The sequence below is a fragment of the Vibrio sp. LB10LO1 genome, assembly GCF_010092875.1.
Lineage (GTDB): Bacteria > Pseudomonadota > Gammaproteobacteria > Enterobacterales > Vibrionaceae > Vibrio > Vibrio campbellii.
Genome location: NZ_JAADJW010000052.1, coordinates 1 through 21,670, shown reverse-complemented (window position 1 = coordinate 21,670; position 21,670 = coordinate 1). Strand labels below are relative to the sequence as shown.

The following is a 21,670-nucleotide window of genomic DNA, read 5'->3' as shown; positions in this document are numbered from 1 at the left end:
ACTGAGCCCGTAGAGGACTTTCACCTCCTAGATCAACGCCATGCTCGGCGCACCATAAAAAAAGCTCCACCAATGGTGGAGCTTTTCAATTCTGAATGTTCTTTAGCAACTATGGGCGAGCAACAAAACCTACTGCTTCGTACGCTTTCTTCAACGTTTCAGCCGCACGTGCCGATGCTTTCTCAGCGCCTTGCTTCATCACTTCGTTCATGTAAGTACGGTCAGCGCGGATGCGATGGTATTCAGCTTGAATTGGCTCAAGCATAGTCACCAACGCTTCACCAACGTCTTTCTTGAATGGACCGTACATTTCAACGCCTTGGTATTTCGCTTCAATCTCTTCAAAGCTCATGCCTGTTGCCGCAGAGTACAGACCCATTAGGTTAGAGATACCTGCCTTGTTGTCCCAATCGTGAGCGATACGCGGTGGCGTTTCTGTGTCGGTTTGCGCTTTGTTGATCTTCTTAATGATCGACTTAGGCTCTTCCAACAGCGTGATAACGTTCTTACGGTTGTCATCTGATTTAGACATCTTCTTCGTTGCGTCTTGAAGGCTCATTACACGCGCGTTTACCGTCGGAATGTAAGGCTCTGGCACTTGGAAGATTGGCTGCTCTGGTGAGTAGATGTTGTTAAAGCGGTTAGCAATATCACGCGCTAACTCTAGGTGTTGCTTCTGGTCGCTACCTACTGGCACTTGGTGTGCGCCGTACAGCAGGATATCTGCCGCCATCAGTACTGGGTAGTCAAACAGACCAACATTTACATCACCAAACTGGCTTGAGCTGTCGTTTGAGTAACGTGCAGATTTGTCTTTAAATTGAGTCATACGACCCAGTTCACCCATTTGGGTGTAACAGTTAAGAAGCCAACCAAGTTGAGCATGCTCTGGTACGTGTGACTGAACAAATAGCGTGCTCTTCTTCGGGTCAACACCAACTGCCAGACAGATCGCCAGTGCGTCTAGAGTCGCTTCATGCAGCGCTTTAGGGTCCTGACGAACCGTAATCGCGTGAAGGTCTACCACACAGTATTGGCAATCATAATCGTCTTGCATCTGCTGCCATTGACGTAGAGCACCCAAGTAGTTACCGATACTTAGTTCACCTGAAGGTTGAACACCACTCAATACAATGGGTTTGCTCATTAGAATGATTCCTTTGACTTCTTAATCTAATTAAATGAAAAAACCGTGCAGCGATAGGCGCACGGTTTACTCAGTGTACTCATTAACGAGTATTTTGGAAGCTCTTTTGTAGCCGTTATGCAGAAACCGCTACAACGTCCAATAATTCTGCCAAACTGTCAGCGACGAAATCTGGATTTGACGCTGAGATTGGCTCGCCATGGTTGTAACCATAAGTCAGACCAAATGAGGCGCAACCTGCGTTCTTCGCTGCAAGAATGTCGTTCTTCGAGTCACCGACCATCAGCATTTCACTTGGTTGGATTTGGTGCTTTTCCATCAACCAGTTCAGTGCGATTGGGTTTGGTTTTTTCTCTGGGAACGCATCGCCACCTAGCACATCAACAAAGTATTTTGCGATGTCGTGCTTTTCTAAAACATCAGGCACAAACTTCGAAGGCTTGTTGGTTACCAATGCCATAACAAAGCCGGCTTTGTGTAACTCTTCCAGTGTCTCTTTTACCGTTGGGTAAAGGTGGCTTAGTTTGTGACCGCTTTGATCATAGTAGTCATCAAACAGTACACGTGCTTTAGCACGAAGCTCTGCATTCAGATCTGGGTTGATGGTTAAGCTCTGGCTCAATGCACGACCGATCAACACGTCTGCGCCGTTGCCCACATAATCACGGACTTGCTCTTCTGAAACCGATGGAAAGCCAAGCGCTTGCACTGCTTGGTCTGCCGCAACCGCGAGATCTGGCACGCTATCAAGCAACGTACCATCAAGATCGAAGGCGATGAATTTAATATCTTGTTGAGTCATAACTTCCCTGAAGATTTTTATTTATAAATCGGTGAAAACGACAAAGGATGGCACCCCATCCTTTGTTTTTATCATTATGTCTGACTTTGCAGTAACTATTTGTTTATTAGAAATTTGTCTAGCAATTACTTTGCTGCAATACGCTGACGAACCGCTTCAAACAAACAAATACCTGATGCCACAGATACGTTCAAACTTGAAACGCTACCTGCCATTGGGATCTTAATCAAATCGTCACAGGTTTCGCGAGTCAGACGACGCATGCCGTCACCTTCTGCACCCATTACGATAGCAAGAGGACCCGTCAGTTTTGCTTGGTAGATGTCGTGCGTTGCTTCACCCGCCGTGCCCACAAACCAAATGCCTTGCTCTTGCAGTGTACGCATAGTACGAGCCAAGTTAGTCACTCGGATCAATGGCACGACTTCAGCCGCGCCACAAGCGACTTTGCTTACGGTTGCGTTCATCGGTGCAGAACGATCTTTCGGTACGATGATCGCCGCTGCGCCAGCTGCGTCTGCATTACGTAGGCAAGCACCTAGGTTATGCGGATCCGTCACGCCATCCAATACCAATAGTAGCGGTGATTCGTGCTGCGCTAGGATGCCATCAATGTCATTTTCATTAAGCTGTTTCGCCGCTTTAACACGAGCAATGATGCCTTGGTGGTTAGCACCGTTCGCTTTATCGTCCAGCGTTTTACGTGTCATTTGTTGAATCGAAACACCACACACCTGAAGATCGTTCAGGATTGGCATTAGGCGATCGTCTTGACGACCCTTTAAAACATACGCTTCGATAAAACGCTCTGGTTCGCGTTCCAATACCGCCTTCACTGCGTGAATGCCGTAGATAAATTCGTTACTCATTGTTTAACCTGTTGTTCTGGTCGTATTGCCTGCGCCAATCTACCCGTTTAAATCCAGACTAGATTGGCGATTCAGCCTACTCTGCGTCACTCTTAGTACGCTTAGTCTTCTTCGGCTTACTGTGTGGCTTTTTCTTGCGTGCTTTTTTCACTTTCGGCTTTTTAGCGCCTTCAGTGTCACTGCGTTTTGCTCCATTTGGGCGAGGCTTTTCTGCTACTGCAGGCTCTGGTCGCTTGGTTGGTTCAATCGCAGGTGTTGCACGAGTGCCGCCTTTTGTTGCCGCACGTTTTTTCTCTTTCGCTTTGCGTTTGGCATCTGCTGCGCGTTTCTTCGCAGTCTTACCTTTGCCGCGTAGCTTACGGCTTGTTTCGATTAATTCAAAGTCAATTTGCTTGTCATTTAAGTTAACCGCAAGCACTTTCACTTTCACCGCATCGCCTAGGCGATAGATGTTACCGAAGCTTTCACCGATAAGTCTTTGACCAATCGGATCAAATTGGTAGTAGTCGTTCGCTAGTGTTGAAATGTGCACCAAACCATCAATATGCAGCTCTGTCAGACGAACAAAGAAACCAAAGCTGGTCACGTTTGCAATAACACCATCCAACTCGTCGCCAACATGGTCTTGCATGTATTCACACTTCAACCAATCAGCCACTTCACGAGTTGCGTCGTCTGCTCGGCGCTCTGTCATCGAACATTGCTCACCATAGAAGTCCATGTCGTCAAACGAGTAGTGGTAACCGCCGGTTGGCGTCCAACGCTCCTGGTTACGGCCTTCTTCTTTAGCAATCAGGTACTTGATTGCGCGGTGCAACAGCAGGTCTGGGTAACGACGAATTGGCGACGTGAAGTGCGCGTAACGTTTCAGCGCTAGACCAAAGTGGCCAGCATTGTCTGCGTTGTAGACCGCTTGCTTCATTGAGCGCAGCAACATGGTTTGAATCAGCTCTTTGTCCTGACGTTCTGCGATTTGTTTTACCAAATCGGCATAGTCGGTTGGTGATGGCTCTAGACCACCTTTCAGATCCAGACCTAACTCACTTAGGAAGTCACGGAAACCTTGCAGACGCAGTTCACCCGGAGATTCGTGCACACGGTACAACGCTGGTTCTTTCGCTTTCTCAACATAAGACGCTGAAGCGATGTTCGCGAGGATCATACATTCTTCGATGATCTTGTGTGCGTCGTTACGAATCACTGGCTCGATGCTTTCAATCTTACGATCCGCGTTGAAGATGAACTTAGCTTCAACGGTTTCGAATTCGATCGCACCACGGTTATCACGCGCTTCTTTAAGTACTTTGTACATCGCGTGCAGCTCTTCAAGGTGAGGAACGACTGCGTGGTAACGCATACGTAGTTCTTCATCCCCTTCTAGAATCGCGCCCACTTTGTTGTAAGTCAGACGAGCGTGCGAATTCATCACGGCTTCGTAGTGCTTGTAGCCCGATAGTTTACCAGTGTCAGAGATGGTCATCTCACACACCATACACAAGCGATCTACCTGTGGGTTAAGTGAACACAAACCGTTTGATAGCACTTCAGGTAGCATTGGCACCACTTGCGATGGGAAGTACACAGAGTTACCACGGTTGATGGCTTCTTTATCCAGCGCAGAGTCTGTACGTACGTAATAACTTACGTCAGCAATCGCCACCCATAGACGCCAACCGCCACTCTTTTTCTTCTCACAGTAAACGGCGTCATCGAAGTCACGCGCGTCTTCACCATCGATGGTCACCAACGGTAAGTCACGCAGGTCGACACGACCTACTTTCGCTTCTTCTGGAACTTCTTCGCCCAGGTTTTCAATTTGCTTATCAACCGCTTCTGGCCAATCGTGTGGAATTTGGTGGGTACGAATTGCAATTTGCGTTTCCATGCCCGGCGCCATGTTTTCGCCAAGGACTTCAACCACTTTACCCATCATGCCTCGTGAGCGAGAGCCGCGATCAGTAATCTCAATCACGACCACGTTACCCATACGAGCACCCGCTTTGTGCTCATTTGGGATCAAAATATCTTGGCTAATACGAGAGTCATCAGGCACAACGTATGAGTAGCCGTATTCAAGGAAGAAACGACCCACAATCTGCGTATTACGTTCTTCTAAAACACGCACAAGACGACCTTCACGACGACCACGCTTGCTGTTGTCAGTTGGTTGCACCAACACGTAGTCACCATGGATGATGTGCTTCATCTGATGGTGCGGCATTACAATGTCATTATCCTTGCCGACACTGCCTTCAGGACGAACCCAACCATGACCATCTTTGTGGCCAATTACGTAACCTTTCACCATCTCTAGTTTTTCTGGTAGCGCATAGCACTGACGACGTGTAAACACGAGCTGTCCATCACGCTCCATTGCGCGCAGTCGACGGCGCAAACCTTCGTATTGTTCTTCACCTTCTAGCTTTAATGCTTCGAACAAATCATTGCGATTCATCGGTACGCCTGCTTCTTCTAGAAACTCAAGAATGAACTCTCGGCTTGGGATTGGATTTTCGTAATTTTTGGATTCACGATCTGCGAAAGGATCGTTTGGAATGTTGTCTGACATAGGCACGCCTATCTAGCAAGGAAGGTATAGAGCTAGTATATCCGAGTCTCTCGATAAGCTACAGAAATTGCTTTAAAAAAGAGTGTCAGTAAGAAGATTTATAAAGCGTTAAGAAGGCTAAGGACGAGCAAGTAAGATCAGCAGTTCTGAATTATCGCTCAGTAGCTCTTCAATCGTGCAGTCATCCAGTTCTGCAAGAAAGGCCAATTTCGCTTTCGCTAACTTTTCTTTTAGACGACATGCCGGCGTGATATGGCAGAATTCAACAGAGCAATTCACCAAATCTAATGGCTCTAAATCACGCACCACACCACCGACTGTGATTTCTTGCGGTGCTTTCATTAAACGAATGCCACCGTTTTTACCGCGCACTGTATGTACATAACCAAGCTGTCCAAGACGGTTGATCACTTTCACCATATGGTTACGTGATACACCAAATAAATCAGTCACTTCGGTAATATTTGTTAGCTCATTTTTTGGCAATGATGCCAAGTAGATTAAGGTTCTGAGCGCGTAGTCGGTAAAGCTGGTTAACTGCATATTGCTATCCTCTCTAATAGCAAAATTGTAATTCTTTTCTTGATCAAAAGATACATTTGAGATACAACTTTAAACATGCATTACAAATACAACTTTAAATAGGAATCCATTATGCTCAGCAACCAAACCATTGATATCGTGAAAGCAACCGCCCCACTTCTTGCTGAAACTGGCCCGAAGTTAACTGCTCATTTTTACGATCGCATGTTCACCCATAACCCTGAGTTGAAAGACATTTTCAACATGAGTAACCAGCGTAATGGTGACCAACGTGAAGCTCTATTTAATGCAATCTGTGCTTACGCAGCTAACATCGATAACCTACCAGCACTGCTTAGTGCAGTAGAGAAGATCGCCCACAAGCACACCAGTTTTATGATCACTAAAGATCAGTACCAAATCGTTGGCACACATCTACTTGCGACGATCGACGAGTTGTTCTCTCCGGGTCAGGAAGTGATTGATGCATGGGCAGAAGCTTACGGCGTGCTTGCAAATGTGTTCATTCAACGTGAAGAGCAAATCTACCAAGAGAATGCGGCACTTCAAGGTGGCTGGCGTGGTCTGCGTGAATTTGAGTTGGTGGGCAAGCAGCTTGAAAGTGAAAACATCTGTAGTTTTGTTTTCAAACCAACCGATGGTGAAGTGGTTTCTGAGTACAAACCGGGTCAATACCTAGGTATCTACATCAACAGTGATAAGTTCGAAAACCAAGAGATTCGCCAATACAGCCTATCCTCTGCGGCTCAAGAGAACACTTACCGTATCTCGGTGAAACGCGAACAAGGCGGCAAGGTCTCTAACTTCCTGCACGATGATCTGAACATCGGCGACAAAGTGCAGCTTGCAGCACCAGCAGGTGACTTCTTTATGGACGTAGATGCTTCTACACCAGTTGTTTTAGTGTCAGCGGGTGTCGGTCTAACTCCGACTCTATCAATGCTTGAGAGCCTTTCTGAGCACCAAGCGTCAGTAACCTGGGTGCATGCAGCAGAAAATGGTCAACAGCACGCATTCAAACAGCACGTAAACCAGCTTGTGAATGCAAAAGAAAACATGAACTCGTTGGTTTGGTACAACCAACCAACAGCAGATGACAAGATGGGTGAAGATTTCCACTTCAGTGGTTTTGTAAACCTGAAGGAAATTGAAGCCGCCCTTAAGCAAGACAACGTGCAAGTCTACTTCTGTGGCCCTGTTGGCTTTATGCAGCACGTCGCGAAGCAGCTGCTTGAGCTTGGTGTAGCGCAAGATCAATTCCACTACGAGTGCTTCGGCCCACACAAAGTCGTTTAATCACTCACGATTACGCTTCGGGAAAAACAACAAAGCCCACATGATGTGGGCTTTATTGTATGTATTGGCAGAGCTTTATGAAGTTACTGGTATTTTAAGAGTACATCTACCAGAAGGTGTCGCGGCGCTTAGCACGCGCAATAATGTTTTGTGGCATGCGTTGCTCAAGACCACTTCTCAGCATCGCAATACGTTTGTGCTTTCTTTGATCGGCAGTCACCGAATTATAAAGCCAACGGTAGGCATCTTCGTAGTCGAGCGGGCTACCGTAATCACGCAGCAATAGCTCGGCAAGATGAATACGCGCATTTAAGTTGCCCATTGCCGCCGCCTCTCGCAGGTATGGGATTGCACGTTCTTTATCTTGTTGGACTAAAGTACCGCGAGAGTAATAGCGACCTAGCTGCTCTAGTGCAGCTGGCAAACCTTGGTGGGCTGCGTTTTCCATGTAGTAAAGACCGAGTTCTACGTCTTGTTCTACACACACGCCCCACGCTAACATATCGCCATAAAGGAATTCATAAGACGGCAAGTTAATGCGCGTCGCACGTGCCACGATATCTTCTACCAACTGGCAGTTATCAGCGCGCACGCGCTCTAGGTGCTTATTCTGCTCAATAAGCTTTATAAGCTCTGCTTCGGTGTAGATGGGGACAGGCGCCCCTACATCGGCAACATTTGCCTTAGCCGATGTCGCACTCAGCATCAATAACAGTGAAGCAGCCACTGTTCGTAACTTCATAAATGTACTCTTTAAGGTATCTAAGAAACCAAAGATCAGCCAAGGATCTCCTCTGCTTGATAACCTTATCGGCAAAGGTCAGTTAAGCTTTAGGCAATTTTTGCCTCCTATTTAAGCTTAACGGCAAATATTTGCCACGGTGAGTCGCATTTTTCAGCAATGAACCTAACTCACAGATACAAAAAAGCCAGCGATAAACGCTGGCTTTTACAACTGTCTGAACAATCAGGAATTAAGCACCGTACGGGTGAACCTTGATGATTGTTTCGTTACGGTCAGGACCTGTAGAAATGATGTCTACTGGAACACCTGTTAGTTCTTCGATACGTTTGATGTAATCAAGAGCAGCTTGTGGAAGCGCATCGATTGATTTAGCACCAAATGTTGTCTCAGACCAACCAGGCATTGTTTCGTAGATTGGCGTTGCTTCTTCGAATGACTCAGCAGCCATTGGAGAAACTTCTAGGATAGCGCCATCTTTCATCTTGTAACCAGTACAGATCTTGATCTCTTTAAGACCATCAAGCACGTCTAGTTTAGTTAGGCACATACCTGTTAGAGAGTTGATTTGGATTGCACGACGCATTGCTACTGCATCAAACCAACCTGTACGACGTAGACGACCAGTCGTTGCACCAAACTCGTGGCCAACATCACCTAGGTGTTTACCAACTGGGTCTTGCTTATCTAGACCGTCGTATAGTTCTGTAGGGAATGGACCTGAACCAACACGAGTACAGTACGCCTTAGTGATACCAAGGATGTAACCGATGTGACGAGGACCGAAACCAGAACCTGCAGCAACACCACCAGCAGTCGTGTTAGAAGAAGTTACGTACGGGTAAGTACCGTGGTCGATATCTAGTAGCGTACCTTGAGCACCTTCGAACATAATTTTGTCGCCGCGCTTACGTGCTGCGTCTAGTTCGTCAGTTACGTCCATAACCATTGAAGTTAGTAGATCTGCGTAACCCATGCACTGCTCAAGAACTTCATCGTAGCTTACTGTGTCAGCTTTGTAGAAGTGCTCTAGTTGGAAGTTATGGAATTCCATTACTTCTTTCAGTTTCTCAGCGAACATTTCTTTATCGAAAAGGTCACCAACGCGTAGACCGCGACGAGCTACTTTATCTTCGTAAGCTGGACCGATACCACGACCCGTTGTACCGATAGCTTTCGCGCCACGAGCGATTTCACGCGCGTTGTCGATAGCGATATGGTACGGAAGAATTAGAGGACAAGCTTCAGAAACGAAAAGACGCTCACGTACTGGGATACCGCGCTCTTCAAGAGGCTTCATTTCTTTCAGAAGTGCTTCAGGCGATAGTACAACGCCATTACCGATAACACATTTTACGTTATCGCGAAGGATACCTGATGGAATTAAGTGAAGAACGGTTTTTTCACCGTCAATTACAAGTGTGTGACCTGCATTGTGACCGCCTTGGTAGCGTACCACGTATTTTGCATCTTCAGTTAAAAGGTCTACAATTTTACCTTTACCTTCGTCACCCCATTGGGTGCCTAGAACGACTACGTTATTTCCCATCTTTCCAAGTCTGATTGCTAGTTAAAAATGGATTCTAGCACCGAATCACTCTTCTTGCAGTCATTTTTTGTTCACAGAGTTGATACTAGAATGCAAACTCGCCAACCTTGTTCATTTCGAAATCACTACATCACTGATAATATTTACTTTTCATAACTCAACTAGGAATCATGATGTCTGAATCTATTTGGCTAGCGATAGGGCTAGTATTGATTGTTGAAGGTATTGGGCCGTTGGTCGCCCCAAATGGCTGGCGTAACATGGTGGCTCAGTTGAGTGAACAACCTGATAACCATTTACGTCGCATTGGTGGCTGCTTAGTAGTGGCCGGTGCTGTCATCGCTATCATGATGAGTTAATCGCACTTCTGAATCCTATTTCAAGTCTGTTTAGCACACACCGATAGGTGCAAAATAGAGATACAAAAAAGGCTCCATCACGGAGCCTTTTCAATTTGCTTGAACGCTGAGCTTATTTCGCTTCTGCGCCTTTCGCATTGTTCATGTATTGGAAGAATTCACTCTTCGGATCCAGAACAAGGATGTCACTCTTAGAGCTGAACGATTTCTCGTAAGCCTTTAGAGAGCGTAGGAAGCTGAAGAACTCAGGAGCTTTATTGTACGCGTCTGCGTAGATCTTCGCCGCTTCTGCATCTGCTGCACCTCGTGTTACACGAGCTGTTTTGTCTGCTTCTGCAAGAATCGTTGCCACTTCAAGCTCAGCTTGTGCACGGATGACTTCTGCTTTCTCACGACCTTGAGAGCGGAACTTACGCGCTACTGACTCACGTTCTGCACGCATACGACGGTAAATCGACTCACTGATTTCATCAGGTAGGTTGATTTTCTTAATACGAAAATCAACAACCCTAACACCAAGGTCTTTCATCGCACTTTCTCGCGTATCGCTGAGAACTTCAGACATAATCACATCACGTTCACCATCAATTTCTAGAGCTTTAAGAGCGGCTTCAGTCGTTAGTTCACCTTCAACTTCGCCGACCAAATCTTGGCTCTTCTTACGTGGCCCTGAAATAATCTGCTTGATTTCACGCGAACCAATTTCTGAACGTAAAACGTCAGTTACTTTACGCTCTAAAAGTGCTTCAGCTGTCAGCGTGTTACCGCCACCAGTCGCTAGATAGTAACGACCGAAATCTTCAATACGCCACTTCGCGTAGGTATCGATGATTACGTCTTTTTTCTCAGACGTTACGAAACGGTCAGCACGGCCATCCATTGTTTGGATACGTGCGTCCAGTTTTTTAACACGATCGAACAGCGGCATTTTAAAATGCAAACCCGGCTCGTAAATTCGAGTGATGTCGTTATTGTCTTTTAAGACACGACCGAATCGAACCACAATACCGCGTTCACCTTCAGGAATCACAAACAGTGACATCAGCATTAATGCCAGTGCGATGACCAGTACAGGGATCATTAACTTACGCATTCTTAGTATCTCCCTTGACGTGTACCAGTTGAACGAGACTGCGTGTTCGAAGTGTCTTCTTGCGAACGCTCAGATTCCAATTGGATATGATCGTACGTTGAAGTCGATTTCGATTTACGTTTAGTGTCTGTTTGACCATCTTGACCAGCCAATTTATCAATTGGAAGGTAAAGAAGGTTACCGCTAGATTCAGAGTCAATCAGCACTTTCGATGTGCTTGAGTAAACCTCTTCCATAGTGTCTAGGTACAGACGGTCACGAGTTACACCCGGTGCCGCTTGGTATTCAGGTAGTAGTTTTTCAAACTGAGCTACTTGACCAAGTGCTTCGTTAGTTACACGCTCGTTGTAACCTTGCGCTTCTTTCTTCAAACGCTCTGCACGACCAGTTGCTTTAGGCAAGATTTCGTTCTTGTAAGCTTCTGCTTCACGGATGAAACGCTCTTCATCCTCACGTGCTGCGATTGCATCATCAAACGCATCTTTCACTTGCTCTGGCGGACGCGCAGACTGGAAGTTCACGTCAACAATCACGATGCCCATATCGTAGCTATCGATGATTTGGTTTAGCGTTTCTTGTGTCGTTTGACGGATTTGCTGACGACCACTTGTTAGGATGCTATCCATCAGTGAGTCACCAATTACCGCACGTAACGCAGAATCCGTTGCTTGACGCAAGCTGTCATCTGCATTGGTTACGCGATATAGATATTTGTATGGGTCAGCAACACGGTATTGAACGTCCATCGCTACCGTTACTACGTTTTCATCTTTAGTCAGCATTAGACCTGATGCACGTAGCGAACGAATCGCTTGCACGTTAACCGCTTCGTATTCGTCGATAAAACGAGGACGCCAGTTCAGACCTGGGTCCACGATACGGTCGTATTTACCTAAACGCAGTACGACACCGCGCTCTGCTTCACCGATGGTGTAAAAGCCAGCGAAGAACCATACCGCAATCGCGATAACTGCAATGACACCAAAGCCAATCGCACTACCGCCACCGCCGATAGGTGAACCACCGCCGCCGCCTTTTTTACCAAATTTGCCACCCAGCTTTTGACTCAGTTTGCTGAACACTTCATCTAAATCTGGCGGACCTTGATCTCGGCCACCAGGACGCTGGCCACCACGATTATTATTACCCCAAGGGTCATTATCGCGGCCATTGTTGCCGTTGTTATTTCCAGGCTCATTCCACGCCATTAGAAAGCTCCATCATTTGATATGACGTTATACTGTAGCAGTCCTTTAAGTGACTATAAAGTCGACTAAAACTGCCCCTTCTCTTTTTTCAAGTCTAGACCAATCTACCTGTTGCATTCGAATATTGATCAACAAGTTACCTTCCTGGTCATATTCCTCACGTTGAATACACTTCATTTGGAAGAATGTACTACGGAATCGTCCTTGATACTGTGGAGGAATTCGCAACTGATGCTCAACCATTTGCGACGCTAAACGCTCGGTCAGCGCGTCAAACAGAAGATCAATGCCTAATCCGTCCATCGCGGAAACCCAGACCGTACGAGGCACGCCTTCCTCATCACGTTCTATACGTGGTTTCTGCTCTTCTAGATTGTCAATCTTGTTCATTACTACGAGTGTCGGCACTTCATGTGCGTCGATCTCTTCTAAGACTTCATGAACAGCTTGAATATTCTCACGAAAACGCTCGTCACTGGCATCAACAACATGTAACAAAATGTCAGCTTCTTGCGTTTCCTGCAAGGTCGCTTTGAAGGCTGCAACCAAATCGTGAGGCAGGTGTCGGATAAAACCAACGGTATCTGCAAGTATTGCAGGCCCTACATCTGCTAACTCTATCTTACGTAAAGTTGGGTCAAGAGTAGCAAACAGTTGATCTGCCGCGTAAACGCCAGCTTCTGTAATACGGTTGAAGAGTGTCGACTTACCCGCGTTGGTGTAGCCCACGAGAGAAACCGTTGGGATTTCAGCTCGGTTTCGGGCACGACGCCCTTGTTCACGCTGCTTCGCGACTTTTTCAAGACGACGAAGGATAGCTTTAATTCTGTCACGCAATAAACGACGGTCGGTTTCTAACTGGGTTTCACCTGGCCCACGTAGACCGATGCCGCCTTTCTGCCTTTCAAGGTGCGTCCAACCGCGAATTAAACGAGTAGAAATATGACGAAGTTGGGCTAGCTCGACTTGCAGCTTACCTTCGTGTGTTCGTGCTCGTTGAGCAAAGATATCGAGGATGAGACCGGTGCGGTCGAGAACTCGACATTTGCACAGTGCTTCGAGGTTACGTTCTTGGGCAGGAGAGAGGGAGTGATTAAAAATCACAATTTCAGCACCAGTTAATTGTACCGCAGTAGCAATTTCTTGCGCCTTACCCTCTCCGACATAGTATTTCGGGTGTGGGGATTGACGACTGCCAGTCACAACTTGCAGCGCCTCTACCCCAGCAGAAGAAACCAGCATTTCGAATTCAGCCAGATCTTCCCATTCACCTTCTTGCGTGAAGTTGATATGAACAAGTACGGCTCGCTCACCGGATTCATAACGGTCAAACAAGCAATCAACTCCTTATTTTAGCAATACTAAATGAAGAATTAATCTTCAGACTTCTCTTGTGGACGGTCACCTTGAGGACGATCACCACTGTGGTGGCTCACTGGACGAGCCGGAACAACGGTAGAGATTGCGTGCTTGTACACCATTTGGTTAACAGTGTTCTTCAATAGGATCACGAACTGATCGAAAGATTCGATCTGACCTTGCAGTTTGATACCGTTCACAAGGTAGATAGATACCGGGATACGCTCACGACGTAGCGCATTTAGGAATGGGTCTTGTAGAGATTGCCCCTTAGCCATTTTATTTTCCTTATTTAATTTGTAGTTGTAATTATTTAGCTAGTGGTGCAATGCAAAAGGTACTGCTTTTTGCATCTGAGCTAAACGAATCAAAAATGCACTCTAAGTAATTAGCAGCATAGTATAAAAACCGCCAATAACAGATCCTTTGAGAGTGCGTTCACGCAAAAACGATCACATTATACACAGCTATCTCAATCAGATGCTATTGCTTCTGACATGGTTTCAAGTGCCTGTTCAATGTTATCGCTATCCAACCAAGTTAAATCATTCCAGCTGCGTAACCAGGTGATTTGACGCTTGGCCAATTGACGAGTTGCACATATGCCACGAAAAACGGCTTCGTCGCGTGTGCAGTCCCCATCTAAGTACTCCCACATCTGTCTGTAGCCGACGCAACGGATAGAAGGAAGATCAGGGTGAAGATCTTTGCGCGCATACAACGCTTTCATTTCCTCTTCAAAACCCGCTTCCATCATCTTATCGAAACGTAGTTCAATTCGACGGTGAAGTTCTGCCCTGTCCTTGGGAGCTATTGCAAACTGTTTGACTCGGTAAGGCAAGCTGTCGCCTTTTGTTTGAGTCAACTCAGTAAGAGTTTTACCTGAAATGCGGAATACTTCCAATGCCCTAGATAAACGTTGAGGATCATTAGGATGGATTCTCGCAGCTGACACAGGATCAATCTCTTTCAGCTCATCGTGCAACACCGACCAACCTTTAGTCAATGCCTCTTGCTCAATTTGCTGACGAATTTCAGGATTTGCAGCAGGAAGTGGTGATAAGCCTTCAAGTAAGGCTTTGTAATACAACATGGTTCCGCCGACTAGTAGCGGAATTTTTCCTTCTGCAACAATGTCATCCATTGCCTGTAGTGCATCACGACGGAAGTCCGCCGCAGAGTATGATTCACTTGGATCAAGAATATCGATAAGACGATGTGGCGCTAGGCTCAGTTCGCGTTCATCAGGTTTCGCCGTTCCAATGTTCATGTCTTTGTAGATCAACGCCGAATCCACGCTGATGATCTCAACCGGAAACTTTTGACGAAGGCGAATCGCTAGTTCTGTTTTACCTGATGCGGTTGGCCCCATTAGGAATAGCGCCAAAGGTAGTTTGTCTGTCATGGTCTTAATTTGGCAATCGTGGCAGAGAAATCAACAGCAGACACAAATTTTGTGTCTTCTAATGGCAATTGACCATGTCTTAACTGTTCAAGTTCCGCAATAATTTGAATGGCTTCGGAAAGAGTATAGTGGCTCTTAACAGTGGTGACCTGCAAAGCAAGCCAATCTATCAGCTCTGATAACAGCTGAGCCGTTGCTCCCTCTCCCCTCACGCGAGTTTGCGCGTAAGATAACAGATCTGGTATCAAATTTTGTAAGTTTTGTTGACGCAGTGGTGATGGCACGCCCATAACCATCAGAGCTTTATCATTTCTCGCTTTAAGCTGGATACCCAGCTGAGCAAAGTCTTGCTGATAATCCTGCGCGAGCTGAACCATCTCCGGCTCTAGCTTCACCGATAATGGCACCAGTAACGGTTGAGCTTTTAACGCTCCATCGCTCGGTGTGAGCTGACCTTTGGTTCGATAGAACTCTGCTCTTGGCAGTGCAACCAAAGCTACACCACTATCGCTGCTCATCAAGACAAACTGCTCGTCCACCACAGCCAGCGCTTTACTTAATGCTGTAACTGGCGGTAAAGCAGCTTCTGCCGATGTGCTAACTGACGCTTTTGGAGCTTCTTTTTGAGGCTCAAAATCTGGCGTTTGAAGCAATTCATGATAAGCGCGCACTTCTTGTTTACTTGGCACAGACTCAGCATGACGTTGTTCTCTGTTAGAACTTGGTTTAGGCGCAGGTTTTGATTCAACCCAATCTGTTCGTCTGAAAGAATCTGCCGGACGTGCTTCTCGCACAGAAGCATCACTTGACGCCCTATCGCGAGGTTTCGATTCATAGTCTGAACGCCCTGGATAAGCCGGAGTGTTATCAATCGCTTGATATACACGTTCTGGCACAGATGAACTGGCCTGCTCCGGTTTACTTACTGGCTCCGGCAAACTTGCTGCTTCAGGAGCAGACATCATCGTCTCAAATGGTTCTATCGGCTGGGCAGGATCTGCATGGTGGAACGCGGATTCGTTTACGTGTGGTTTATCTATCACCGAGCTTTGCGCAAGCGCATCTGCCAAAGCTTGATAGATAAAGTCATGCACTAAGCGGGCTTGATGGAAACGCACTTCATGCTTGGCTGGATGCACGTTAACATCCACTTGGTGCGGGTCGAGCTCAATAAACAATACATACGCGGCGAACTGATCCGGCTTTAAGCTGGTTTCGTAACTTTGGCGAATCGCGTGGTTAATCAACTTGTCACGCATCATGCGACCATTCACGTAGCAGTATTGTAAGTCACTCTGCTGTCTCGCCCCTTCTGGCGTGGTAATCCAGCCATGCAGCTTGAGACCTTGATGCTCCAATTCGATACGTAGCATATTACGCACAAAGGCATTACCACATACTGCAGCAATACGCTTTTCGGTCTGAAGCTGATTCTTTGCCGCACGGTATTGGCGAATCATTTTGCCGTTATGACGCACGTTGATAGTGACATCAAAGCGGCTCAATGCAATACGCTTCAATAATTCATCGATATGAGCAAATTCAGTTTTCTCGGTACGGAGGAATTTACGGCGAGCGGGGGTGTTAAAAAACAAATCGAGCACTTCAACCGACGTACCAATTGGGTGTGCCGTCGGCTGGAGTTTAACCTTCATGTCACGCCCTTCCGAGTAGGCACTCCACGCTTGTTCTTGCGCTGCCGGGCGAGAAGTCATGGTTAAGCGCGATACCGAACTGATACTCGCTAGCGCCTCACCACGGAAACCCAAACTCATGATGGCTTCAAGATCGTCCAATGTGTGGATCTTAGAGGTGGCATGACGACTCAACGCCAGACCTAACTCATCTTTCACAATCCCTTTGCCGTTGTCGCGCACGCGAATCAGCTTGGCGCCCCCTTTCTCGATATCAATATCAATTCGAGTGGCACCAGAGTCGAGACTGTTTTCTACCAGTTCTTTCACGACAGAGGCGGGTCTTTCAACCACTTCCCCTGCTGCGATTTGGTTTGCCAGCCGAGCAGGCAAAATCTTAATGGTCATGATGAGTTATAAGCTCACTTATTTATTTGGAATGATCAGCACCTGTCCTACGGCGAGTTCATCAGAACGCAGGTTATTCGCTTTGCGGATGCTGGATACACTCACGCCGTATTTCGACGCAATCTTACCTAGGTATTCACCACGAGCGACTTTATGCTTGCGGATTGGCTTGTCTTTCACTGCGACCGTGATCTTCAATTTCTGGCCAACCCAAACTGTGTCTGATTTCAGATTGTTCTCGCGACGAATATCCGCAATCTTCACTTTGTAATGGCTAGCGATCTTACCGAGGAACTCACCCGACTTAACGGTATGTGTGATCGTCTCGGTTTCGACGGTATTTGGGGTATTCGGTACAGAAACAGAAGCAGCGCCAGTACCAGGAATTTTCAACTTCTGACCAACCGCCAAACCGCTTGATTTAAGCTTGTTCGCGCTCATGATTGCTTTGGTCGATGTTCCGTATTTCTGAGCAATCACAGACAACGACTCACCACGCTTCACTGTGTGAACCGAAGGCTTAGAAGAAGACGAGAACACCGTACCTTCTGGCGGGTTATCTTTCAGGTATTGCACTACCGCTTTAGTGATCGCTCGCGCTAACTTGTCTTGGTGAGAGCGTTGGAACAGCAATTTCTCTTCCGTTGGGTTCGAGATAAAGCCTGTTTCAACCAACACAGACGGAATCTGCGGAGAGCGCAAAACTGCCAAGCTGGTATTGATTGGTTTCGAGTTGTGTAGACGAGCCACTTTGCCCATCTCACCTAGAATGTTTGTCGCTAATTTATAGCCTTCCTTCTGCGAATGGCTGAACTGAAGATCTAATAAGGTTTGGTTGACGTTGCGGTCATTTGAATTACTCACAAACGCCGTACCCGATCCGCCGAGCAATTCAGATTGTCTCTCGTGGTTTTCGACCCAACGTGAAATTTCAGTGTTTGCACGACGCGTGTTCAATACGAACACCGAACCACCGCGCGGCTTTGGTGAAGTAAACGCATCAGCGTGGATTGAAATCAATAAGTGTGCATTGTTCTCACGAGCAATTGCAACGCGTCGGTTGAGGTTAACAAAGTAGTCACCGCTGCGCGTCATCCGTGTTTTGATCCCCGGTACTGCATTTAATTGAGCAGAAAGCTTGCGAGAAATGCTCAGTACCGCGTCTTTTTCGTATTTGCGGCGTGATGGTCCAATCGAGCCTGGGTCTTCGCCACCGTGACCTGGGTCAATCACGATAAGAATTTCTTGTGCACGTTGCACCGTGCTCATGTCTTTGCTCGGTGTCGTAGGCTTACTCGGTTTAGTCGCACTGGTTGCTGGTGTGGATTTCTTTGCACCATGTGGCAAATCGATCACTAAGCGGTGGCCATATTGTCCCGCAGGTGTTGGTTTAAGCGTGAATAGCTCCGCTTTAACATTCTTCTTCAGCTCGAACACCAAACGGAATGTGTCTTTGTTGGGCGGCGAACTCTTACGAACGCGCTTTAACACTGGGCTGTCGGTTACCGTAACAGGCAACTTAGCTTGCATAGAGGTGTTTTTGAGATCCACCACTAAGCGATCCGGGCTAGATAAAGAGAAATAGGAATAGTCAGCTTCCGCATTCAGATCGATGACGACACGAGTCTCATCAGGTGAAGGCCAAACTCGGAAGCTTTTTACGACGTTAGCAAATGCTAAATTGGGGATGATAAGGAGAAAAGTGGCGACAAATGCCGCCACTACTCTAAATTTTGAAAGACTCAACATAGCTCCAATCGACTGAGTAACTGCACACCATATTCATTGTTCGCCGTTAATTCGGCTACGCGCTGCTCGCCCTGGTAGCGAATATCCACATCAAGATCCGGTTGTGGCAGCATTCCTTGCCCTTTTTCTGGCCATTCCACCAAACAAATCGCATCATCCGTGAAGTAATCGCGAATCCCCATGAATTCTAACTCTTCCGGATCAGCCAGTCGGTAAAGATCAAAGTGGTAAACTTGCCACTTATCCAATTGATAAGGTTCAACCAAAGTATAGGTCGGGCTTTTTACATTTCCTTGATGACCAAGAGCACGGACAAAACCACGACTGAAGGTTGTTTTACCTGCACCCAGATCGCCATGCAAATAAATGGTGGTTTGTTGAGAACAAAGCTGAGCCAATGCGGTGCCCAGTGCTACCGTTTCATGCTCATCTTTAAGATTAAATTGTTTCGTGCTCATTGATGTTTCTCTAACTAATGATCGTTGACTATATAAAAATCAAAAGAACAGGAATAGTAAACTGTGTTGGTTTTGAGAGACAAGCTCTCAAATGTCATATATGCGAAAAAATGACCAAAAAAGACAAAACCTAATTACCTGATTCTATTGAGTGCATAAGCAAAATTACTCATGCCTACGTCAACTTTTGATGACTTGGTTTCAAAACCTATTTCTCGACTTTCTGTCTAGACTTTCTGGTGGCGCCCATTCATAAGATCCGGTAAGATCCGCCCCCCTTTTATCTCGGTGATAAAACATGAACTACGAACAACTCGCTCAACAAATCAAAATTTGGGGTAAAGAGCTCGGCTTCCAGAAAGTCGGTATCTGCGATGTTGATCTTAGTGAACATGAGGCCGCTCTGCAAAAATGGCTTGATGCTGGCTATCATGGCTCTATGGACTGGATGGCTCGTCACGGCATGATGCGCGCCAGGCCAAATGAACTTCTACCGGGAACAGTACGCGTCATCAGCGTGCGCATGGATTACCTACCACCAGAAGCCAAGTTTGCTTCCAATTTGGCAAATAAGAACCACGCATACATCAGTCGCTATGCGCTTGGCCGTGATTATCACAAGTTGGTCAGAAAGCAGCTTAATAAACTTGGCAAACTTATTGAACAAGAAGTCGGCCAATATGGCTATCGCCCCTTTGTCGACTCAGCCCCTATCCTTGAACGCCCACTCGCTCAAAAAGCCGGGTTAGGCTGGACGGGCAAGCACTCTCTGATCTTGGATAAGGACTGTGGCTCTTGGTTTTTCCTTGGCGAGTTACTGATCGACTTACCATTACCAGTAGACGAACCAAGTGTTGACCAATGTGACAAGTGTAAAGCGTGCATCACATCATGCCCGACACAAGCAATCGTCGATGAAAAAGTCGTGGATGCTAGACGATGTATCTCGTATCTCACTATCGAATTTGATGGTGTTATTCCTGAAGAGTTCCGCAAGCCGATGGGAAATCGCATCTACGGGTGCGATGACTGCCAACTCGTTTGCCCTTGGAATCGATACGCAGACATAACCGAGCAAGAAGACTTCCATCGCCGCGACAGTTTTGAAGACCCAGATCTCGTCACCATGTTTAATTGGGATGAACCAACTTTCCTAAAACAAATGGAAGGTTCTGCGATTCGTCGTATTGGACACTTGCAATGGTTGCGTAATATTTCTGTCGCACTTGGTAATACAGAATACAGCCAAAGAACGATTGACGCTCTAGAGGCCCGTCGTGGTGAAAGTGAGTTACTGGATGAACATATTAATTGGGCTCTAGGACAACAACTCAGCCAAATTCCTACCGCTGAATCAGACTCTATCGAGACGAAGAAGAAGCGTTTAATTAGAATCGTCGAAAAAGGCCTTCCGAGAGACGCATAACGCGTAGCTCATATGCAAGAGATTGAAAACTCTTTTTACATGATCAATTTATGACCTTGTTCTCAATTCTGTAATGTGGAAAAAAATTAGAGAATTGCAAGATTTCAGGGAAGAGAAAAAAGTTAAACACAACCTGAAGAAATGATTAGGATCAAAAAAACACAAAATAATGATCCTGATTTAACGCACCCGATCCGCAATAAAATAAAGTTTACCTTTAAAAAACATACACTTATGCAATAAAGGGAAACTTTCATGGCTTTTGCATAAAGAAAAGATCTTTCTTTCTAGCCCATGAAATCCAAGCTGAAAACACTTTATCAACCAACTTATCCACAGAGCAAGATATGTGGATAACTCTGTTAATTAATAAGTAGAAAGCACTCCGAACACCAGAATATTCGCTGCTCAGACAAGTCGTCTCATGTTTAAAACACAAAAGAAATCGTCCGACATCGACTGATGCGGATTAAAATATTATTTTTCAGGGGTTCATGCTTCGCAGCATTATGAAAAGAGCGATGTGAATTGGTTGCGGGAGCCGGATTTGAACCGACGACCTTCGGGTTATGAGCCCGACGAGCTACCAAGCTGCTCCATCCCGCGTCCGTGTATTATCGATTAATACGATAATAGAAACTGGAGCGACACACGAGGTTGCCCTATCTATAACAGAAAGGCGTGACCTCAACCTTGACAAGTTTTTACTCTATAAATGAGCGAGTGTCGCAATTCATTGTTAAGCACAATGAAAGCTATAAAGCTGGAGCGACACACGAGGTTCCCTATTCATAATAGAAAGGCGTGACCTCAACCTTGGCAAGGTTGCGCTCTACCAACTGAGCTAGTGTCGCAATGTCACTGTTAAGCACAATGAGGGCTATCAAATTGGAGCGACACACGAGGTTCGAACTCGTGACCTCAACCTTGGCAAGGTTGCGCTCTACCAACTGAGCTAGTGTCGCAATGTCATTGTTAAGCACAATGAAGGCTATCAAATTGGAGCGACACACGAGGTTCGAACTCGTGACCTCAACCTTGGCAAGGTTGCGCT

18 protein-coding genes and 3 tRNA genes are annotated in these 21,670 nt (G+C 46.4%); 3 read left to right on the top strand and 18 right to left on the bottom strand.

Annotated features, from left to right (window positions below):
* Nucleotides 1–109: 109 nt before the first annotated feature.
* The 5 genes from trpS to nsrR form a co-directional block, all read right to left on the bottom strand.
* The gene (gene trpS / locus GXP65_RS23405; protein WP_010648934.1) at nt 110–1,147 is read right to left on the bottom strand and encodes a tryptophan--tRNA ligase; all 1,038 of its coding nucleotides are present in this window, start codon (nt 1,145–1,147) and stop codon (nt 110–112) included.
* A 115-nt stretch (nt 1,148–1,262) separates the two neighbouring features.
* On the bottom strand, nt 1,263–1,949 hold the full coding sequence (locus GXP65_RS23400) for a phosphoglycolate phosphatase (protein ID WP_045370258.1): 687 nt from the start codon (nt 1,947–1,949) through the stop codon (nt 1,263–1,265).
* Nucleotides 1,950–2,074: 125 nt separating this feature from the next.
* Complete coding sequence (gene rlmB, locus GXP65_RS23395; RefSeq protein ID WP_005432756.1) at nt 2,075–2,818, bottom strand: 23S rRNA (guanosine(2251)-2'-O)-methyltransferase RlmB; 744 nt, start codon at nt 2,816–2,818, stop codon at nt 2,075–2,077.
* Nucleotides 2,819–2,894: 76 nt separating this feature from the next.
* Nucleotides 2,895–5,387 carry a ribonuclease R gene (gene rnr / locus GXP65_RS23390; protein ID WP_162093850.1) on the bottom strand — a complete coding sequence of 831 codons (2,493 nt, stop codon included), beginning with the start codon at nt 5,385–5,387 and terminating at the stop codon, nt 2,895–2,897.
* Between the two features lie 117 nt (nt 5,388–5,504).
* Nucleotides 5,505–5,930: a nitric oxide-sensing transcriptional repressor NsrR gene (gene nsrR, locus GXP65_RS23385; protein ID WP_045370260.1), complete on the bottom strand. Its 426-nt coding sequence runs from the start codon at nt 5,928–5,930 to the stop codon at nt 5,505–5,507.
* 111 nt (nt 5,931–6,041) lie between these two features.
* Between nsrR and hmpA the strand changes: the two genes are divergently transcribed.
* The gene (gene hmpA / locus GXP65_RS23380) at nt 6,042–7,226 is read left to right on the top strand and encodes an NO-inducible flavohemoprotein (RefSeq protein ID WP_162093849.1); all 1,185 of its coding nucleotides are present in this window, start codon (nt 6,042–6,044) and stop codon (nt 7,224–7,226) included.
* A 106-nt stretch (nt 7,227–7,332) separates the two neighbouring features.
* Here the strand turns inward: hmpA and GXP65_RS23375 are convergent, their stop codons facing one another.
* Nucleotides 7,333–7,968, bottom strand: coding sequence for a tetratricopeptide repeat protein (locus tag GXP65_RS23375; RefSeq protein ID WP_010648920.1), 636 nt, complete (start codon nt 7,966–7,968; stop codon nt 7,333–7,335).
* Nucleotides 7,969–8,200: 232 nt separating this feature from the next.
* Nucleotides 8,201–9,517, bottom strand: coding sequence for an adenylosuccinate synthase (locus GXP65_RS23370; RefSeq protein ID WP_005432780.1), 1,317 nt, complete (start codon nt 9,515–9,517; stop codon nt 8,201–8,203).
* A 173-nt stretch (nt 9,518–9,690) separates the two neighbouring features.
* Here GXP65_RS23370 and GXP65_RS23365 point away from each other — a divergent pair, with 173 nt between their 5' ends.
* Nucleotides 9,691–9,876, top strand: coding sequence for a DUF2065 domain-containing protein (locus GXP65_RS23365; protein ID WP_005432777.1), 186 nt, complete (start codon nt 9,691–9,693; stop codon nt 9,874–9,876).
* Nucleotides 9,877–9,988: 112 nt separating this feature from the next.
* Here the strand turns inward: GXP65_RS23365 and hflC are convergent, their stop codons facing one another.
* The 8 genes from hflC to tsaE all read right to left on the bottom strand — a co-directional run bounded on the left by hflC (nt 9,989) and on the right by tsaE (nt 19,190).
* Nucleotides 9,989–10,969, bottom strand: a complete 981-nt coding sequence (gene hflC, locus GXP65_RS23360; RefSeq protein WP_162093848.1) for a protease modulator HflC — start codon at nt 10,967–10,969, stop codon at nt 9,989–9,991.
* Nucleotides 10,970–10,971: 2 nt separating this feature from the next.
* A complete protein-coding gene (gene hflK, locus GXP65_RS23355) occupies nt 10,972–12,177 on the bottom strand; it encodes an FtsH protease activity modulator HflK (RefSeq protein WP_045370270.1) in 1,206 nt (401 codons plus the stop codon).
* Nucleotides 12,178–12,222: 45 nt separating this feature from the next.
* On the bottom strand, nt 12,223–13,512 hold the full coding sequence (gene hflX, locus GXP65_RS23350; protein ID WP_005532170.1) for a ribosome rescue GTPase HflX: 1,290 nt from the start codon (nt 13,510–13,512) through the stop codon (nt 12,223–12,225).
* 38 nt (nt 13,513–13,550) lie between these two features.
* Nucleotides 13,551–13,814, bottom strand: a complete 264-nt coding sequence (gene hfq, locus GXP65_RS23345; protein WP_005438329.1) for an RNA chaperone Hfq — start codon at nt 13,812–13,814, stop codon at nt 13,551–13,553.
* A 194-nt stretch (nt 13,815–14,008) separates the two neighbouring features.
* A complete protein-coding gene (miaA, locus tag GXP65_RS23340) occupies nt 14,009–14,941 on the bottom strand; it encodes a tRNA (adenosine(37)-N6)-dimethylallyltransferase MiaA (protein ID WP_038892651.1) in 933 nt (310 codons plus the stop codon).
* Nucleotides 14,938–16,983: a DNA mismatch repair endonuclease MutL gene (gene mutL / locus GXP65_RS23335; protein ID WP_162093847.1), complete on the bottom strand. Its 2,046-nt coding sequence runs from the start codon at nt 16,981–16,983 to the stop codon at nt 14,938–14,940. The genes miaA and mutL overlap by 4 nt, the downstream gene beginning before the upstream one ends.
* An 18-nt stretch (nt 16,984–17,001) precedes the next feature.
* Entirely contained in the window at nt 17,002–18,732 is a 1,731-nt protein-coding gene (locus tag GXP65_RS23330; protein WP_162093846.1) for an N-acetylmuramoyl-L-alanine amidase, read from the bottom strand.
* Nucleotides 18,726–19,190, bottom strand: a complete 465-nt coding sequence (gene tsaE, locus GXP65_RS23325; protein ID WP_005438321.1) for a tRNA (adenosine(37)-N6)-threonylcarbamoyltransferase complex ATPase subunit type 1 TsaE — start codon at nt 19,188–19,190, stop codon at nt 18,726–18,728. Before tsaE ends, GXP65_RS23330 begins: the two co-directional genes overlap by 7 nt.
* Nucleotides 19,191–19,488: 298 nt before the next feature.
* Between tsaE and queG the strand changes: the two genes are divergently transcribed.
* Nucleotides 19,489–20,616 carry a tRNA epoxyqueuosine(34) reductase QueG gene (gene queG / locus GXP65_RS23320; RefSeq protein ID WP_047482800.1) on the top strand — a complete coding sequence of 376 codons (1,128 nt, stop codon included), beginning with the start codon at nt 19,489–19,491 and terminating at the stop codon, nt 20,614–20,616.
* Nucleotides 20,617–21,145: 529 nt separating this feature from the next.
* On the opposite strand, the gene GXP65_RS23315 is transcribed toward queG, so the two are convergent.
* From GXP65_RS23315 to GXP65_RS23305, 3 genes are all read right to left on the bottom strand, one after another.
* Nucleotides 21,146–21,222 (bottom strand) — tRNA-Met (locus GXP65_RS23315).
* A gap of 158 nt (nt 21,223–21,380) precedes the next feature.
* Nucleotides 21,381–21,470: transfer RNA gene (locus tag GXP65_RS23310), tRNA-Gly, on the bottom strand.
* A 35-nt stretch (nt 21,471–21,505) separates the two neighbouring features.
* Nucleotides 21,506–21,581: transfer RNA gene (locus GXP65_RS23305), tRNA-Gly, on the bottom strand.
* Nucleotides 21,582–21,670 lie beyond the last annotated feature (89 nt).

Coding starts and splice junctions, on each gene's coding strand:
- trpS (WP_010648934.1), bottom strand. CDS start 1,147: ATGAGCAAACCCATTGTATTGAGTGGTGTTCAACCTTCAGGTGAACTA.
- GXP65_RS23400 (WP_045370258.1), bottom strand. CDS start 1,949: ATGACTCAACAAGATATTAAATTCATCGCCTTCGATCTTGATGGTACG.
- rlmB (WP_005432756.1), bottom strand. CDS start 2,818: ATGAGTAACGAATTTATCTACGGCATTCACGCAGTGAAGGCGGTATTG.
- rnr (WP_162093850.1), bottom strand. CDS start 5,387: ATGTCAGACAACATTCCAAACGATCCTTTCGCAGATCGTGAATCCAAA.
- nsrR (WP_045370260.1), bottom strand. CDS start 5,930: ATGCAGTTAACCAGCTTTACCGACTACGCGCTCAGAACCTTAATCTAC.
- hmpA (WP_162093849.1), top strand. CDS start 6,042: ATGCTCAGCAACCAAACCATTGATATCGTGAAAGCAACCGCCCCACTT.
- GXP65_RS23375 (WP_010648920.1), bottom strand. CDS start 7,968: ATGAAGTTACGAACAGTGGCTGCTTCACTGTTATTGATGCTGAGTGCG.
- GXP65_RS23370 (WP_005432780.1), bottom strand. CDS start 9,517: ATGGGAAATAACGTAGTCGTTCTAGGCACCCAATGGGGTGACGAAGGT.
- GXP65_RS23365 (WP_005432777.1), top strand. CDS start 9,691: ATGTCTGAATCTATTTGGCTAGCGATAGGGCTAGTATTGATTGTTGAA.
- hflC (WP_162093848.1), bottom strand. CDS start 10,969: ATGCGTAAGTTAATGATCCCTGTACTGGTCATCGCACTGGCATTAATG.
- hflK (WP_045370270.1), bottom strand. CDS start 12,177: ATGGCGTGGAATGAGCCTGGAAATAACAACGGCAACAATGGCCGCGAT.
- hfq (WP_005438329.1), bottom strand. CDS start 13,814: ATGGCTAAGGGGCAATCTCTACAAGACCCATTCCTAAATGCGCTACGT.
- miaA (WP_038892651.1), bottom strand. CDS start 14,941: ATGACAGACAAACTACCTTTGGCGCTATTCCTAATGGGGCCAACCGCA.
- mutL (WP_162093847.1), bottom strand. CDS start 16,983: ATGACCATTAAGATTTTGCCTGCTCGGCTGGCAAACCAAATCGCAGCA.
- GXP65_RS23330 (WP_162093846.1), bottom strand. CDS start 18,732: ATGTTGAGTCTTTCAAAATTTAGAGTAGTGGCGGCATTTGTCGCCACT.
- tsaE (WP_005438321.1), bottom strand. CDS start 19,190: ATGAGCACGAAACAATTTAATCTTAAAGATGAGCATGAAACGGTAGCA.
- queG (WP_047482800.1), top strand. CDS start 19,489: ATGAACTACGAACAACTCGCTCAACAAATCAAAATTTGGGGTAAAGAG.